Here is a 17700-nt window from a genome sequence, read left to right on the forward strand (position 1 = left end):
TTTTCCGAGACACGTACTACTATATTTTACACAGAAAATCAAAAGTATGGAAAAGCCGAATGTTTTATGGGCATTATGCATAGATTTCGACTTTTGATGGAAAACCATGGACAATACGTAAAAGCAAAGCTTTTAAACTTAGCCTTTATTGGCCAATTGGCCACAGGCCGCATCAATATCCTTTCCCCTTGATCTTCGTATGGTTACCGTTATATGATTTTTCTCCAAAGTATGCACATACCGTTGAATTGCCTCTTCGGATGCTTGGGAAAACTCCCCATCATCAATAGGATTATACTCAATAAGATTGACTTTTGAAGGTGCAAAACGACAAAACTTCACCAGGGCATCAACATCTTTTTGGGTATCGTTGATGCCTTCCCAAACCACATACTCATAGGTAATCCTCTTTTTTGTTTTTTGGTACCAGTACTGTAGGGACTCCCTTAAATCCGAAAGTGGAAAAGTGGCATTAAAGGGCATAATGGAGGTGCGCAGTTCATCTATGGCGGAATGTAGGGAGACCGCCAAATTAAATTTTACCCCTTCGTCGGCCATTTTTTTAATCATCTTTGGAACACCAGAGGTAGAAACCGTGATTCTTTTTGGGGACATTCCAAGACCATCCGGGGAGGTAATCTTATCAATGGCCTTCAATACATTGTTGTAATTCATTAAGGGTTCCCCCATCCCCATAAAAACAATATTGCTCAAAGGCCTATCAAAATACAGTTTGCTTTGATTGTCAATAGCGACCACTTGATCATAGATTTCATCCGGGTTAAGGTTCCGCATACGCTTTAAACGCGCAGTGGCACAAAATTTACAATCCAAACTGCAGCCTACTTGACTGGAAACACAGGCTGTTGTCCTTGTATCGGTTGGAATAAGGACGGACTCCACCACCAAATCGTCATGCAACTGTACGGCATTCTTAATGGTGCCATCATTGCTTCGTTGCATCTGGTCCACCCGAATATGATTGATAACGAAATAATCCTCCAACATTTGCCGGGTTTCCTTGGAGAGATTGGTCATTCCATCAAAGGAATAGGCCGATTTTTGCCAGAGCCATTCGTATACCTGATTTCCGCGAAATGCCTTATCCCCTTTTGAAACAAAGAAATGCCGTAGCTGTTCCCTGGTCAATGCGCGTATATCTTTTTTGGTTTCTGGCATAGGGGCAAAGTTAGAAAAGAAAAATCCCGATCGCATATCGGGATTTTTTTATTGTCCGGTTCACAATAGCACTGGAAACCATGCTGTTTTACCTTATAGAATCAGCATGGCATCGCCATAGGAATAAAATCGGTACTGCTCCAAAATGGCCTGTTTGTAGGCTTTCTTCATTAAATCGTGCCCAACAAAAGCTGAAATCATCATCAATAAAGTCGACTTTGGCAAATGGAAATTGGTGATCATACAATCGGCAATACTAAAATCGTACGGAGGGAAAATAAACTTATTGGTCCACCCCTCAAAGGTATTTAAAGTGCGTTCTGAGGAAACTGCGCTCTCCAATCCACGCATAACGGTGGTTCCTACGGCACAAACCTTCTTTTTATTGGCCTTGGCATTATTTACCACCTCAGTGGCCTTCTCATCGATCACCAATTCCTCACTGTCCATTTTGTGCTTGGAAAGGTCTTCTACCTCAACCGGATTAAAAGTACCCAAACCTACGTGCAAGGTTACCTCGGCAAAATCCACACCTTTGATCTCCAGCCGTTTCAATAGGTGCTTGGAAAAGTGAAGGCCTGCTGTTGGAGCTGCCACGGCACCCTCGTGCTTGGCATATATGGTCTGATAGCGCTCCTCATCCTCAGGGGTGACCTCCCTTTTGATGTACTTGGGCAATGGGGTTTCCCCAAGCTCACGCAGTTTTCTCCTGAAGTCGGTGTAGGAACCATCATAGAGAAAACGTAGGGTCCTCCCACGGGAAGTGGTATTATCTATGACCTCTGCCACCAAACTTTCATCGTCCCCAAAGTAGAGTTTGTTGCCAATCCTTATTTTACGTGCCGGATCGACCAACACATCCCAAAGTCTTTGTTCATCATTCAATTCGCGTAACAAGAATACTTCAATTCGCGCCCCGGTCTTTTCCTTATTTCCATAAAGCCTTGCAGGAAATACCTTGGTATTGTTAAGGACCATTACATCGCCCTCATCAAAATACTCGATAAGGTCCTTGAACATTCTATGTTCAATTTTCCCGGTTTCCCTATGGATAACCATTAATCTGGATTCATCTCTATTTTCTGCTGGATACTCTGCCAAAAGCTCCTTAGGGAGCTCAAAATTGAAGTTGGACAATTTCATCTTATCGAATGATTTTTTTTAAGGAGCGCAAATATACAATCTGGCCTAAGGCGTTGTCAAGTAAAACCCGTATTAATTCCTTAGGCATGGGAAACTTTAAAGCCTACTTTTTTCATATGGTTCCAAAAATCCGGATAGGATTTTGAAACCACACCGGCATCGTTCACCATTAAATCAATCTTCAATGCCAAAGGGGCAAAGGCCATGGCCATTCTATGATCGTTATAGGTATCCACTGCTACATTTTCATTTAGTTGGGAAGTGGTCTGCAATGCTAAACTTTCGTGGTCTATGACAACTGATGCACCAAACTTTTCAAGTTCTGTTTTCATGGCTGCCAAACGATCCGTCTCTTTAATGGGCAAGGTATGAAGGCCCGTTAAACGGCATTCCATTCCAAGACCAAAACAGGTCACGGCAATGGTCTGTGCAATATCCGGTGCGTTGGAAAGATCGTAATGCAGGGGTTTTGGTGTATGCTTTTGTGTTTTTTTAAGGACAATTGAATTACGGGCAAAATCGGTATCCACTCCAAAGTCCTTATAGATTTCCGAAAGTACGCTATCACCCTGGAGGGAATTGCGTTTGTAGGACGACAGTTTTATTTCTGAACCCAATGCTGCCAATGCAGCGATACTGTAGTAGTAGCTTGCCGCACTCCAATCCGATTCCACCACAAGATTTAAGGGCCCAATTTTAGGTTGGGGATGGATTCTTATTTGATTCCCCTGGAAGGATGTCCCTACCCCAAGTTCCTTTAAGAGGCCAAGCGTCATTTTTATGTACGGTACGGAAGTAATTTTCCCTATCAAATCGATAGTCAATCCATTTTCCAAACTTGGCGCCACAAGACATAGGGATGAGATGTACTGGCTACTGATATCGGCGGGTAGGCCAACCATGGATTCCTTTATTTTTTTGCCCTTGATTTTCAAGGGTGGATATCCTTCATTTTCCTGGTATTCAATATCGGCCCCCAACCCTTTCAATGCATCGACCAATACCTTTATAGGTCGCTGCTTCATACGCTTAGAACCGGTCAATAGCACTTCTTTTCCTTCTTGGGAAGCAAAGTAGGAGGTCAAAAAACGCATTGCGGTGCCTGCATGGTGAATGTCCACCACCCCTTTGGAAATTGCCAACCCTTTTTGCATTACTTCCGCATCATCGGAATTAGACCCGTTCTCAATCCCTAAATTTGGGAACAAGGCCTGTAACAGCAAAAGGCGATTGGTTTCGCTTTTAGATCCCGTTATGGCAATTTCTGAGTCAAGGACAGTATTGGAAGGTGCTGAGAGATGGAGTTTCAAATTGGACCTTTTATTGGATTAAACAAAAGCCCAAATATAGATTTATTTGAGCTTTTGATTGTTATGGTGCCTATCGTGATCTCTATTGGTCTTGATTTCCAATTTTTTTTCAAAGGATTGTTGCAAATCCACCCCAGTCTGGTTGGCTAGACAGAGTACCACAAAAAGGACATCGGCCAATTCTTCTCCTAAATCCTTGTCCTTGTCCGATTCTTTTTCACTCTGCTCTCCATATCTCCGGGCAATGATACGCGCGACCTCGCCTACTTCCTCCGTTAGTTGGGCCATATTGGTAAGTTCGTTGAAATAACGGACGCCGTGGGCCTTTATCCACGCGTCCACAGCTTTTTGCGCATTTTGGATGTTCATTGTTCCATTTTTGACAAATGTATGAAGTAGGACAGAACTATACCCTCTCCAAAACGATATAGGACTGGTTTTGGATTTCTACGGCTTTTCCAAAGAATGTTTTAATAAGTTCATAGGCCTTACTATTGATTTGGGTTGCATTTAACGAAAACTCAAAGGATACACTGACCCTTCCAAATTCTTCGCTACTATCCAATTTTAGAAGACCCGCCTCCCCCGGTAATTGCAGGCCCATTTTTTCCGGTAGGCTCTTGACCTTATAACCCTCGGGAACAGCCATGGACAGGGCAAACTCATATTTTCTGGGGTAACCGAAATCTACGGGATAGTTTCGTTCCTCCGCTTTAAAAGGATTCTCATCAAAAAACCTTATTAGGAATGGATTAACAAAAATTTCCTGCTCTTTAAAGATATCCTCCAACTCAAATTTAAATTGTTGGATAAGTCTTTTTTCATTTGAGTTTTGCTCGTTTATTACGTGGTCGGTGATAAAAATATCGTCCTCAAAATTGCCTTCCGCTTCCGAAACATAGGTATCTTCATCCATTTCACTTAACTTCTTACGTTGGCGGATACTTTCATAACCCGTGCTGATATCGTTGAACCCCCCTTTTGCAATTCCATTTTCCAGATCATAACTGATCTGTGCCCTAATGACCCTTTTGTTATCTACTTCCGGCACTATGTTTTGCCAATAGCTTTCACTATCAAAATCCATGACACGACCATAATAGTTGAGACATCGATAGGGCAACATCCCAAAAGGAACAAATTTATCCGTGGCATCCAATAAATAGTCTTGTCCCTCTATGGTGGCTTTGGCCAAAATGTAATTGAAATCCGATATGACCGGATGTGTCTTTTTTGGCAATCCATGATTACGGGTGCTGGACATCATCATTTTGGTCTCAATTCCTGCTGCATTAAGAAGATTGATGAGCGTAATGTTAATTTCCGCAATGCTTCCTTTACCTTCCTCAAAGGCTTTTTTGACCTTGTTATCCCGCCAAAGTCTATATTTTTTATTCCATGTATAATGGTTTTGAACAAAAGAATAGATGTTTTTGGCCCTTTCCATAGGCGTCCCTTGGGTCAATAATTCCGCAGGAACATTTTTTTCGAAAAAATTCTTTTTGCGCAGTTGTTGGCCTATATTTTTTTCGGTCCTAAATTCCTCGTCCACATCTTTCCAGGTTTTGGTGAACTTTCTTTTTGCCCCTTTAAAAGTGGTATATTGGGATAGTTGGAACTCCAGGTTTGAGCGATAGTTGCTGCTTGAAAGCATAAATGCTTCCGATTCCTTAAAAGCAGGAACATCCTGCATGGCATATTTGAGGACCTCGCATGAAGCTTCATTCGGAACCCATGAAACGGAAAAGCAGTTCTTTTCAACTTTGGCGTCGTTAAGATCGAGTTTGATACTCCCTATTAAAGTTCTATTGTAGACCCAATTACCCGGTATTTTGGCATTGTATTCCGTGTAGACTTTTGGAATGTCGGCCTGAAATTTCCAACCGGAAAGATTGAAAAAGAAAGGGGATTCCACCTCATAGGTATACTCCAGAATTGAGCCCACGGATATCTTGGGAAAAGTGAACTTTTTGGCAGACCATCTTTCAGAAAGGTCCACATCATATACTTGGGATTTTTTTACATAGTCCTTCACGATCCCGTTATGGGTCAATGCCACTATTTTCTCCACCTTTTCCGTTAGATCTTCATTGTGGTAATAGGGTATTTCTATGGTAGCATGGTCAAAACCTTCCTTTTTTAGGATTTTGACCTTTGCATGGTATCGGGTGATCAATCGAATGTAGCGTCCCCTTTCTTGAAAGAAATTCTCCCCTTTTTCAAAGAGATAGACCGCATTGGCAGTAGTATCCTTATCAAAACGGATAAACTCTTTTTCCGCTTTGGACAGCATCCCAAATGTAGTACTGGATTGGCCGAACAAGGCCGTACAGGACAATAGTACAAAAACAACCGATATTCTCATTGGTCGCTCTATTATACTTTTTTTATCAAAACTACTTTTTCGTTGAGCTTGTTGACCATTTGTTTGAAAAATTCCTTTAAGGATTGGTATTCATTCGCAGGAAAAATAGCCCTGTTTATCTTTACATCTTTTACTATCTGCAGACCTGCGGGCGTTTCTTGCACCATATAGGTAAACAGACCGTAGCCATTTGGCAGGGCCAGTTTCATGGCTTCTGGCTTTGATTCCAAAATGTACCCAGGTGGATATTTTATCATTACTATGCATTTATCCTCCCACGGGGTCACAAAATCAATAGGATATACCCGCTCATCCAGTTTAAAAGGGTTTTCGTCCTCTGTCTCGAACAACATGGGGCTGAAATACATCCTGTTATTGACAATATCCACAACCCCATCATGTACTATTTCATAGCTTTCCTGAATATCCTTTCCTATGATTTCGTGATTTTTTATGGTATATCCATCTATTTGTGCACCACCCTTTTTATATTCTAAATCCTCTAAATACGTTTCCTCTTCCTGGCCAAGATATTTGTTTCTGAACCTATAAGCAGCGTAACCGGAATACATGTTGCGTATACGCCCTTCAACACTGCCTTCCCCGGTAATATTGACCATTATTTGTTCTGAATTGAAAGCCTTTTCACGGGCATTCATATCTATCGATGAGGACATTCCATTCTCTCCAATGACAAGCCCCATCCAATTCAGTGCCCTAGTGGGCAAAAGATTGGGCTGAGCAAACTTATTGGTAGCATCCATTAGTACGGTTTGCCCATCAATATTGGCCGAAGCCACCACATAATTAAAGCCTTCCCGGGTAGGAAACATGGGTACGCCATTATCCCTGGTACTGACCAAAACGGGATTGGCCTTTACACCAGATTCCTTTAGCATGGCAACTAACAATAAATTGATATCGGCCACATTTCCCATCTTTTCCGCATAGGCTTTTTTAATGCCGAGATCTGTGTACTTTCCAAAATAAGAATTCCAGTTCATGTGGTTACGTACATGATCAAATATCCGCACCAATTTTTCCTTATCATTGGTGGTCCCTTCAATCACGGTTGCCAAATCTTCCTTAAAAAATCTCCGTTGGTTCAATTGTCGGCCAAAATTGTCGCTATCATAGATTTTCCTTGCGACCTCTTCCCATGTGGTAGCATAAGGTTTCATGGGTTCATTGGGGTAGTTAATGTACTTTAGCTCATAATCTATGGCCGTACGGTAATTCTCCATGCTATTGACGTAAGGCTCCTCTACCAAAGCGGGCACCTTCCTCATTACCACTGTGGATATGTTCTTGGTAAATGTTAGGGACTGCTGCCTGTAAGAGGTGTTCACCATGTGACTCCCTTCGCGTGATTTATTGGTATAATTGATCTGGCCCTGTTCCGTACTTTGATTGGGGTGGACTTCCAAATACCCCTTCATTTTTGGAGTAAAGACAAAATATTCGGGAATCGATACTTTTATTTCCTGGTATTGGATTGGAATATCATACTGAAGGGAAATCTCATCTATGGTGGTCACATAGGGTGAAGTTAAGGTATATTGGTATTCAATTATACTGCCTTCGGTTACATTGGGCATGGTAAAACTGACCTCGTTATGGTATTTTGAAACCTCTTTGGTATACGTATCGGAACCTTTAACTTTAGAATCCTCTATCTTTCCATTTACTATGTTATAGGTAAAGGCCTTTAGTCCCGAAAACTTTTCCCTATCTCCGCCTGCCTTACCACCAGTGTAGAGCCGTTCGTTTATGGTTGCATGCCCAAACCCCTCTTTTTTATAGATTTTTACACGCTCATGTATATCGGTCCTAAGTTCAAAACCCTGGCCCTGTGAGTAATGAAAATATACACGGACCCTTCTGTACAGCACGGTGGCAGAAGCCGTGGTATCTTCTGGATATTGTTTTTGTTGCAATTCTTCCTTGGATACTCTTCCAAATTTAACCTCCTGGCCAAGGACACTTGAAAAAGCCATAACGAGTACGGCCCAATAAAACATTTTTTTCATGGTTACGATTAATTTGATCATTTTTGGAGCAATACGAGTTTCGATTGGTCACTCTTTGTCACTTTTTGCCGAAACTGTCTGTAGGCGGCATATTCTTCTTTTGGGTACCTCCCTTTTTTTATCAATAGTGCCCTGGTGACGACAATATGACCTGTATCTTTTAATTTATACGATATATCATATGACCCAAACTTGTTCTGTATACTTACTGCATTGGGCATGCCCTCTATGGTGTACCCTTTGGGAAGTGTTAATTCCATTGCGCTTTCTTCTTGAAAGCCCCTAATCACCTCGAAAGGCAATCGACGGTTTCGGTATCTTTTGGGAACAAAAGTATTCTGGGCAAAAACATTGGGCATCATAAAAAGTCTATCCCCGTTATGACTTGCATAATTTTCGGCCATAACCTTAAGCGACTCGGAAAACTGGATCTTATCCCGATCATTGTCAAAAGACATTGCAACAATGGCCAGCCCATTTATAGATCCCCATTCTTTTTTATAGTAATCTTCCTGGTCTTTTGTTTTTTCATCCTTTATCCAATAGATGTTATCATAATCGATTCCCATGGATATGCGGGTCAATTCCCCCGTTAGACCTCCCGAAGGTGAAATCCCACATTTGGCCTCAATACTAGTTTTGTTCTGTTCATTGCTGTACGATGGAGTCTTTACAATTTTTCCATTATTTGGTGAAATTTCGAACACATATCGATCATCGGTAAAGTCGCCCAAAAAACCAAAGGGCATGGTCTGGCTGGTACATTCCAACCAAACAGGCTCTTTCCCTTCTTGGGGAATGTTAAGGATAACATGATTGGATTGCCCTACGAAACTGGGAAAGTCTTTGTCTATATCACCTTGATATTCCGATTTTGCAAAAACGCGCACGTAATTGGCCTGAACTCCAACGGCCTTCAGCAAAGCCTTGGTGTAATTGGTAAGCCCTTTACAATCACCATATTTTACCTTGTCGACCTCTAAGGCGCTTATGGGCCTTAAACCACCTATACCCTCTTGAACACTGATGTACCGAGTATTCTTTTGCACATAATCATATACAATTTTTGCTTTTTCGATGGGATCTTGAACCCCTCTTGTCAAAGACTTGATTTTTTGAACGGTAGTTCCAGGGAGTTCGTCACGGCCTTGTATCAGGTTTTTATACATCCATTTGCCCAAGGATTCCCAATCGCCATTATTCCCTTGGTAACCTTCATAGTAAAATTGCTTGGGGGCAAGCATTAACTTGGGTGCCCAATATCTAAAATTCGGGGCAAGTTGTTCATATTTTACGGCACCAATAGCGTTGGCCTCAAATTTTAGATAATTTTCTTTTCGGTCGGTTTTTATGCCATACCCCTCAAAATTCAGGGCCTTTTCAATCAAACCACCCGTGGCATTACCAAATTGAATCTCGTAAATACTTTTTTCCGTACTTACTTCGTAGTCTTTAATTGGATACCAAAACGGTAAATAGGCGGTATTGGCGGATGTTGACTCGTAGGTGTACTCAACAGTATACGGGTAGTCAATTGGGGTATACTCCATATAAAGTACCCTACTATCTTCATAAAGCGAAAACCCACTTACCGCAGAGACATCGGTAAAATCGGATTTTTTATAGGTTTTTATTTTGTTCCCAAACTTATCATATACCACTGCAGAAATCTTTCGAATGCGTTCCGAACCATCATAATGGGCATAGGCACCTACGTCGGAATTTCCTTTCTTGTTCAAGACCGTGACCACTTTTTTATACGTCACATTCATCTCTTTTATATGGGGGATATCCACCAATTTATGCTCAATTCTAACAACGGCATTGGCCCCTTTAGTCAGTGCTTCCGGAATACTGGATATACTATAATCAAGGGATTGGGAACATAGAAAAAGTGGGACAAGAATCATCCCGATTAACAATCGCATAAGAGTTTGGTTAGGTAGGTTAATTATTGATATTCAAAAACAGTCAAAGATACTAATACTATTCGCGATTCTTGGAATCTATGACAATTGTCACTGGACCATCATTTAATAACTCCACCTTCATATCGGCCCCAAAAACTCCCGTTCCCACCGATTTTCCCAAATCCCGCTCTATTTGGGACACCAATTGTTCGTATAATGGAATTGCAATGGGCGGCTTTGCCGCTTTTATATAAGAAGGGCGATTTCCTTTTTTGGTGGAAGCATGTAAGGTAAACTGGCTTACCACGATAATATCTCCATTTTGGTCGATCAGGGAACGGTTCATTACCCCCTCACGATCATTAAAAATCCTGAGGTTCACTATTTTTTTGGAAAGCCATACAATATCCTCTTGGTTATCGGCATTTTCAACACCCAATAATACCAAAAGTCCATTTTGGATTTCGGAAACCTTTTCCCCTTCCACAGTAACACTTGCCCTGGATACCCGTTGAACTACTGCACGCATTACTTTTCCTTATAAATATCCATTCGGTAGTTTTCTTCAACATCTTCCTCCAACATCTGCACGTAACTTCGATATCGGCTCCATGCCAATTCGTTATTCTCCAGCGCAGCCTTTACGGCACATTGGGGTTCATCCAAATGAAGACAGTTGTTAAACTTACAATTGGATTTCAATTCAAAAAATTCTGGAAAATAATCCCCTATCTCGTCTTTTTCCATTTCCACAATCCCGAAACCACGAATTCCGGGAGTATCGATGATCCGGGCATCAAAAGAAAGGTCAAACATTTCGGCAAAGGTAGTTGTGTGCTGTCCCTGTAGGTGTTGCTCGGAAATTTTGGCCGTTTTTAGTTCAAGCCCAGGCTCCAATGCATTGATCAATGTGGATTTTCCCACTCCCGAATGCCCGGAGAACATACTCGTTTTTCCGACCATCATTTCTTTTACAGCTTTAACATTATCCCCCTCTTTGGCGGATAATGCTATGGTTGTATAGCCTATACTTTTATAGAGGTCCATCAAATACTCCACCTCCACTTTTTCGTCAGCATCATAACTATCCATTTTATTGAACAACAAAACGGCCGGGATGTCATAAGCTTCTGCGGTCACCAAAAATCGATCTATAAAGCTGGTAAAAGTCGTTGGATTGTTGAGGGTAACCATCAAAAATGCCTGATCCAAATTGGAAGCAATAATATGGACCTGCTTGGACAGGTTTACCGATTTACGGATAATATAGTTTTTGCGTTCCGAAATTGCAGTGATGATTCCATAGGTCTCGTCTCCATTGGTTTCCAATTCAAAGGTCACTTCATCCCCAACGGCCACCGGATTGGTACTTTTTATACCTTTAATTCGAAACTTACCTTTGATCCTGCAATCATAGAATTGTCCCTCCGTTGTTTTAACGGTGTACCAACTGCCCGTCGATTTATACACCAGTCCGTACATTACATCATATGTTGATAACAATTCATACAATAACAAAGAAACAACTTTCTTTTCTTACAAATTCCTGTTAACATTGGTGGCAAATTAAAATCAACACAAATCAATTATGAAAAAAATCCTTTTTTTGGCAGCCATCGCCATTGCAACATTTTTTGAAGGGAATGCCCAACAGTACAAAGTGATTACGAGTGTGGAGTCCATTGTACCCAACGGACTGGGACGTTCCAGGATTATCAACGCCCTTGAGGAAAAAGATTATAAGGAATATACTTCGGTACGTTCTGATGAAGACAATTCGAGAAATAAATCGGATAGAGGTGACATTAGGGTAAAGAATTTTGAAGAAACCAAACTTCTGAACTTCTACAATTTGGGCGGAATCCGCTTTCAAAATATCGCTGCAAACGACGCTATAATCACCAATATGATCAATTCCATGATTGCCGAGGGATGGGCGTTGGCACATGTAATCAGCGCAGTGGAAAGTGAAGGGGGAAAAGGTGATGGAAAGGGAATATTCATTACACGGTACATTTTCAAAAAATAAGTGCCCTACTAAAAAAGAAAAGCCCCAATTTATGGGGCTTTTTTGTTTATTTATCAGCTTCAACAACCCTAGTCGACCATTCGTATCCTACCACCTACAAAGGTCTTCTTGTTCACTCGCTTTGGTTGTCCATATACCGTAACATCCCCACCGGCCTTTACGTCTATATCTATCCGTTCCGATGCGAATACCTCGGCTTCGCCCCCAGCGGAAATCTTTACTTCTGAGTTGGAAGTCCGCAAATCACTTCCTTCAAAAATACCTCCCGTATTAATGACTATGGATTGGTTTTCCGCTAAACCGGAAGCTTGTACAATACCTCCTGTCACTGCACGTATTTCAACTACCTGCACATCCATTCCAATGGTGATTTTACCCCCTTCCTGGGCCCTAAGCTCAATTTTGTTCTTCTTTACCATTTCATTGCAGGTAATCTCCGATCCTTCATTGGCATCGATAACATCCAAATCGGTATAATACACTTCTATGAAGGTATCTTCCCCGGTGAATTTCCTATCCAATTGCATTCGTAACTTAAGGACCCCATCCTTGTTCACCCATTTGATGTCATCCACATTTCTACCTTTGATCAAAATCTTATTTTCATCCGATTGGATCAAATTCACCTCAATCAAATCAAAGACCTTTACTGCATGAAATTCTCCAACGTCTTTATCAATAATGCGTTGCCCGAACAACGGCACGGTTAGTAAGACGAACAGAAGTGTACTGATTTTTCCCATGGTTTTCCTTTTTGTTTGTTAAATGATGAACAAAAAATAAGATTGTTACACTTTAGGGCACAATTCCAATACCAAATCTAAATCGCTCCGTAAGTTCCCGTCCACAACCCAAAAGGAACGTCAAATGTACCTAAGGGCTGTCCGTTATTAGGCATTGATAATCTTTTCTTGATGGTTGATGGATTCTTGGTGGATGGCCTTGAACATCTTAAGGACAAATTCCTCACTCAAACCACGTTGTTCCCCTTCCAAGATCATATTGCCCAAAATGGAATTCCATCTGTTGGTCTGAAGAACAGCTACGTTACGCTTCTTTTTCAATTCACCGATACCATCGGAGACTTTCATCCTTTTACCCAATAAATCAATCAGTTCATTGTCCAAAACATCGATCTGGGCCCTAAGATTGGCCAATTGTGCATTGTATTCCGCTGCTTCATCAGTTTCTTTCCGCATTTTTAAATCTTTGAACATTTGTTTTAACGAGGTGGGTGTTACTTGTTGTGCGGCATCACTCCAAGCATTATCTGGATCAGTATGGGTTTCTATCATCAGTCCATCAAAATTTAGATCCAGTGCGGTCTGGGAAATATCAAATACCAATTCACGTTTTCCAGTGATATGACTGGGGTCATTTATCAATGGCAGATCAGGAAACTTGGTCTGCAATTCTATAGCCAATTGCCATTCGGGAATATTCCGATATTTTGTTTTTTGATACGTGGAAAATCCTCGATGGATAACTCCCAATTTTTTGATATTGGCCTTGGACAAACGTTCCACTGCTCCCAACCAAAGGGACAAGTCCGGGTTGACCGGGTTTTTGACCAAAACTACCTTGTCCGTACCTTTCAGGGCATCTGCAATCTCCTGAACAATAAATGGGCTTACTGTGGAACGGGCACCTATCCATAACAAATCGATATCATGCTCCAAAGCCAAATCCACATGTGTTCTATTGGCAACCTCGGTGGCTGTTTTTAAACCTGTTTCTTCCTTGACTTTTTGCAACCATTTAAGGCCTATGGCACCTACACCTTCAAAATTCCCCGGTCTTGTCCGTGGTTTCCATATTCCCGCGCGATAGTAACTTACGTCAGAATCCTTAAGTTCATTTGCAATTTGCAATACTTGGTCTTCGGTTTCCGCACTACAAGGCCCGGCAATCACCAGTGGATGAGGCAATTGTAAATCATCCAACCATGTTCTTAATTCCTTTGAATTTTCCATTTCATTTAGGTGTTTTAGTAAGTGGTATTCCTTTTAAAATTTGCTTTATTCTATTGGTATTGTTCATTTGATCATGAATGCCCTTAAAATTATCCTCTTCCATAAGCTGTTTAAAGGACTCTAAATTTTTGATGTATTCTTCCAGGCTCTTGATCACATTGTCCTTGTTCTGTTCAAAAATTGGGGTCCACATATCCGGTGAGCTTTTGGCCAGGCGGACCGTACTTTCAAATCCACTTCCGGCCATATCAAAAATATCCCGTTCGTTCTGTTCTTCCTTTATTACCGTCTTTCCCAACATAAAGGAACTAATGTGCGATAAATGGGACACATAGGCAATGTGCTTGTCGTGCGCTTCAGGGTTCATATAGCGGATACGCATTCCCAGTTTTTGGAAAAGTCCCAGTGCTTTTTCCTGTAACTTAAAAGCCGTTTTTTCCACTTCACAGATAATGTTCGTTTTTCCGTCGTACAAACCATCAAAAGCCGCAGAAGGTCCGGAAAACTCCGTTCCCGCAATAGGATGACATGCCAAAAAATTCCTTCTCTTGGGATGGTTTTCCACACTTTGGCAAATGGCAGCCTTGGTAGAGCCCGCATCCAGTACCAAGCAATCATCATTCACGTTGTTCAGGATTTTGGGAAGTTCAATGACCAACGCATCTACGGGAATGGCCAACAGTACCATATTGGCCCGATCTAAGGTGCGTTCCGTTCCCTTTTCATCGATCAACCCCAATTGCAAAGCTTCGGAAAGGTTATTTTCATCCTTGTCAAATCCAATGATCCTGGATTCCGGAAACAAGCGTTTTAGCCCCTTTGCAAAAGATCCCCCGATCAAACCAATACCCACAATAACTATACTTTCCATACTAAAATCGCGCTATGGCCTTTTTGATTTCTTCCTCTTTCACACATAATGAAAAGCGAATATACCCTTCTCCATTACTACCGAATATGGTTCCGGGGGCAATGAAAATGTCTTTGTCATAAAGGACTTCATCTATAAAATCCTCAGATGGTTTTGCTCCTTTGGGCAACTTGGCCCAAACAAACATTCCGGCCGCATCCGTATCATAGGCACACCCCAATTTGTCCACTAACTGGAACATCAGTTCCCTTCTGGCATTATAGGTTTCATTCAACTGTTGAAACCAACCCTTTCCGCTGTGCAATGCCGAAATTGCCCCTTTTTGGATTCCATAAAACATTCCGGAATCCATATTGCTTTTTACCTTTAACACCGCCAGGATATGTTCTGCACTTCCCATGACCATACCCACCCGCCAACCAGCGAGATTAAATGTTTTACTCAGGGAATTCAATTCCAAAGCATGGTCTTTGGCTCCTAAAATTTGTAAAATACTGGTAGGTGCATCATTCAAAACAAAGCTGTAGGGATTATCATTTACCAATAAAATATTGTGATTGCGGGCAAATGTCAACAATGCTTCCATTTTATCCATGGTAATCTTGGCTCCGGTCGGCATATTGGGATAGCTGATCCACATAAGCTTGACCTTGGACAGGTCCATTTGTTCAATGGCCTCCAAATCCGGCAACCAACCATTTTCTTCCGTTAGATCATATTCCATTGGAATGGCCCCAATCAACCTTGTTACGGAAGTGTAGGTAGGATAACCGGGATTGGGTACCAGAACCCCATCACCTACATTGAGGAAGGCAAGACTAATGTGCATAATACCTTCCTTGGAACCAATTAGGGGCAACAGTTCGTTCTGGGGATTGATGGTAACCCCAAAGCGTTCTTTATAAAAATCCGCCATAGCTTCCCGTAATTCCGGTAATCCCTGATAGCTCTGGTACTGATGCGCACCCTCTTGGTGGAGCGTTGCGCTCAACCCTTTTAACGCCTGGGGCGGTGGCGCCAGATCAGGGGAGCCAATTCCCATATTGATTATGGGTCTACCCTTCGCAACAAGTGCGCGTACCTCACGTAATTTTTTGGAGAAGTAATATTCCTGGACGCTATCCAATCGTTTTGCCGTTATCATCCTTTTAATGCATTTTTATATTCCCCCAATACCCTGAAATCCTCCGACATAATCTCCAACAAGGACTTTGCCTTGCTAAAATGGTCGTACTTTTCAAAAGTGACATCCACAAAAAAGGCATATTTCCAAGGCGTCTCTATTACTGGAAGTGACTGTATTTTGGTAAGATTCATATTACAATCACTCATAACATTCAACACTGTCGCCAAACTCCCACGTTTATGATCGGTAATAAAGCGAAGTGACGCCTTATTGATTTCTTCCTTTGGCAAAACCTTGTTCTGCTTTTTTAGTATAATGAAACGGGTAGCATTGTTTTTTATGGTCTGGATTTCCGGGGCAATGATATCCAACCCATAAAGTTCCGCGGCCACCGTTGGGGCTATCGCCGCTACATGCTTTAATTGTTTCTCCTGTATTTGACGTGCTGTTTCGGCAGTGTCCACATCCTCCACCAATTTGAGTTGAGGGTATTGCTTTAAAAATTCCATACACTGCAACAGGGCCATAGGGTGGGTTCTCACCTCTTTAATCTGTTCCATCGTCTGCCCTTTTAATACCATTAAGTTATGATGGATGCTCAGATAGTGTTCCCCAATAATGTGAATGTTATTGTGGTACACCAGATTGTAGTTGGGAATAATGGAACCGGCTATGGAATTTTCAATGGCCATTACCCCTTTGTCCGCTGTCCCATCCAAAACACGGTCAATTAGTTTATCAAAGGACAAACATTCCACCAATTCAATATCCTTACCAAGGAACTCAGTGGCTACCTGATGATGGTTACTCCCTTTAATACCTTGTATGGCTACCTTCAGTTTCATTCAAAAAAAAAGCCCCGAACAAATTCCGGGACTTATACTTTCTATATTTAGCTATAACTAGAACAGTCCCGTACCCCTTCGGAAAAAGAAGTAAAAGTAAAAACCGTTCCAGAAATAAGTATTCTTCATGTAAACTTAAATTCTTGGCTAAGATTAGGTATTCCAAGTTAAAATCAAAACAATTCATACAATTTTGCCAACTATTTGTTGCTTTTTCAATTTGCAAGACAAAAAAGCACGCTTTTTTATCAAATTTGCAACATTGCCATTCCTATTTCGTTTATTTTCAAATTAAAACACAGAATTAAATCGATTTACAATGAAAAACACTTTTTGCATTACACTTGCCTTACTGCTTTGTCTAAGTAGTTTAAATGCCCAAGACTTTTCTTTTGGTGCAAAAGCAGGAGCTAATTTCTCAAATTTGACAGGAGATGACGTCGAAAACGCAAGTTCAAGAACCGGATTCCATATAGGTGCCGTTGCGCATATTGGTATTTCAGAAAAATTCGGTGTTCAACCTGAGTTAATTTACTCACAACAAGGATCGGTAGATGATGAATTTGATATTACATTAAAGTTGGACTATTTGACTTTGCCCATTCTAGCCGATGTTACTTTAGCTGAAGGATTGAGCTTACAAGCAGGTCCCCAGTTTGGTTTTAACATCAATAGTAGTGCAGAAGACAGTGATGGCAATGAAGGTGAACCAGAAGGTATTAATGACCTTGATATTGGCGTTGTTCTTGGTGCACAGTATACGCTTGATTCCGGATTATTCTTCCAAGCTCGGTACGGCCTAGGCTTAAGCGATATTACAGATGATGGTGATGCGCAAAATTCAAATATCTCCATTTCAATAGGGTATTTCTTTCTATAATACCTTCTACTCAATGGGCATATAAAATGTATTTTTGGT

General features: G+C 41.3%; 16 protein-coding genes. 2 read left to right on the forward strand and 14 right to left on the reverse strand.

The genetic code is table 11. The annotated features are described in order from the left end of the window. Positions 1-138: 138 nt before the first annotated feature. From rlmN to rsgA, 9 genes are all read right to left on the reverse strand, one after another. A complete protein-coding gene (gene rlmN / locus L0P88_RS03410; RefSeq protein WP_247133232.1) occupies positions 139-1179 on the reverse strand; it encodes a 23S rRNA (adenine(2503)-C(2))-methyltransferase RlmN in 1041 nt (346 codons plus the stop codon). 93 nt (positions 1180-1272) lie between these two features. Further along, complete coding sequence (queA, locus tag L0P88_RS03415; RefSeq protein WP_247133233.1) at positions 1273-2322, reverse strand: tRNA preQ1(34) S-adenosylmethionine ribosyltransferase-isomerase QueA; 1050 nt, start codon at positions 2320-2322, stop codon at positions 1273-1275. Between the two features lie 80 nt (positions 2323-2402). Further along, positions 2403-3632, reverse strand: a complete 1230-nt coding sequence (locus L0P88_RS03420) for a 3-phosphoshikimate 1-carboxyvinyltransferase (RefSeq protein WP_247133234.1) — start codon at positions 3630-3632, stop codon at positions 2403-2405. Positions 3633-3674: 42 nt separating this feature from the next. Continuing rightward, positions 3675-4001 (reverse strand): nucleotide pyrophosphohydrolase, encoded by a 327-nt coding sequence (locus L0P88_RS03425; RefSeq protein ID WP_247133235.1) that lies wholly within the window; start codon positions 3999-4001, stop codon positions 3675-3677. Positions 4002-4038: 37 nt separating this feature from the next. Further along, entirely contained in the window at positions 4039-5997 is a 1959-nt protein-coding gene (locus tag L0P88_RS03430; RefSeq protein ID WP_247133236.1) for a DUF3857 domain-containing protein, read from the reverse strand. An 11-nt stretch (positions 5998-6008) separates the two neighbouring features. Continuing rightward, a complete protein-coding gene (locus L0P88_RS03435) occupies positions 6009-8027 on the reverse strand; it encodes a transglutaminase domain-containing protein (RefSeq protein WP_247133237.1) in 2019 nt (672 codons plus the stop codon). Between the two features lie 17 nt (positions 8028-8044). Continuing rightward, positions 8045-9955 carry a DUF3857 domain-containing protein gene (locus tag L0P88_RS03440; RefSeq protein ID WP_247133238.1) on the reverse strand — a complete coding sequence of 637 codons (1911 nt, stop codon included), beginning with the start codon at positions 9953-9955 and terminating at the stop codon, positions 8045-8047. 58 nt (positions 9956-10013) lie between these two features. After that, on the reverse strand, positions 10014-10466 hold the full coding sequence (gene dtd, locus L0P88_RS03445; protein WP_247133239.1) for a D-aminoacyl-tRNA deacylase: 453 nt from the start codon (positions 10464-10466) through the stop codon (positions 10014-10016). Beyond that, positions 10466-11419, reverse strand: a complete 954-nt coding sequence (rsgA, locus tag L0P88_RS03450) for a ribosome small subunit-dependent GTPase A (RefSeq protein ID WP_247133240.1) — start codon at positions 11417-11419, stop codon at positions 10466-10468. The genes dtd and rsgA overlap by 1 nt, the downstream gene beginning before the upstream one ends. 106 nt (positions 11420-11525) lie before the next feature. On the opposite strand from rsgA, the gene L0P88_RS03455 reads away from it, so the two are divergent. Beyond that, a complete protein-coding gene (locus L0P88_RS03455; protein WP_158778443.1) occupies positions 11526-11966 on the forward strand; it encodes a hypothetical protein in 441 nt (146 codons plus the stop codon). A 68-nt stretch (positions 11967-12034) separates the two neighbouring features. Here the strand turns inward: L0P88_RS03455 and L0P88_RS03460 are convergent, their stop codons facing one another. From L0P88_RS03460 to L0P88_RS03480, 5 genes are all read right to left on the reverse strand, one after another. Continuing rightward, the gene (locus tag L0P88_RS03460; protein ID WP_158778442.1) at positions 12035-12709 is read right to left on the reverse strand and encodes a head GIN domain-containing protein; all 675 of its coding nucleotides are present in this window, start codon (positions 12707-12709) and stop codon (positions 12035-12037) included. 147 nt (positions 12710-12856) lie between these two features. Further along, complete coding sequence (locus L0P88_RS03465; RefSeq protein WP_247133241.1) at positions 12857-13939, reverse strand: bifunctional 3-deoxy-7-phosphoheptulonate synthase/chorismate mutase type II; 1083 nt, start codon at positions 13937-13939, stop codon at positions 12857-12859. Position 13940: 1 nt separating this feature from the next. Continuing rightward, complete coding sequence (locus L0P88_RS03470; protein WP_247133242.1) at positions 13941-14810, reverse strand: prephenate dehydrogenase; 870 nt, start codon at positions 14808-14810, stop codon at positions 13941-13943. Between the two features lies 1 nt (position 14811). After that, positions 14812-15954, reverse strand: coding sequence for a pyridoxal phosphate-dependent aminotransferase (locus L0P88_RS03475; RefSeq protein ID WP_247133243.1), 1143 nt, complete (start codon positions 15952-15954; stop codon positions 14812-14814). After that, the gene (locus L0P88_RS03480) at positions 15951-16781 is read right to left on the reverse strand and encodes a prephenate dehydratase (RefSeq protein WP_247133244.1); all 831 of its coding nucleotides are present in this window, start codon (positions 16779-16781) and stop codon (positions 15951-15953) included. Before L0P88_RS03480 ends, L0P88_RS03475 begins: the two co-directional genes overlap by 4 nt. 319 nt (positions 16782-17100) lie before the next feature. On the opposite strand from L0P88_RS03480, the gene L0P88_RS03485 reads away from it, so the two are divergent. Then, positions 17101-17661, forward strand: a complete 561-nt coding sequence (locus tag L0P88_RS03485; protein WP_247133245.1) for a porin family protein — start codon at positions 17101-17103, stop codon at positions 17659-17661. Positions 17662-17700: the final 39 nt, after the last annotated feature.

Source organism: Muricauda sp. SCSIO 64092 (genome assembly GCF_023016285.1).
Taxonomy (GTDB): Bacteria; Bacteroidota; Bacteroidia; order Flavobacteriales; family Flavobacteriaceae; genus Croceivirga.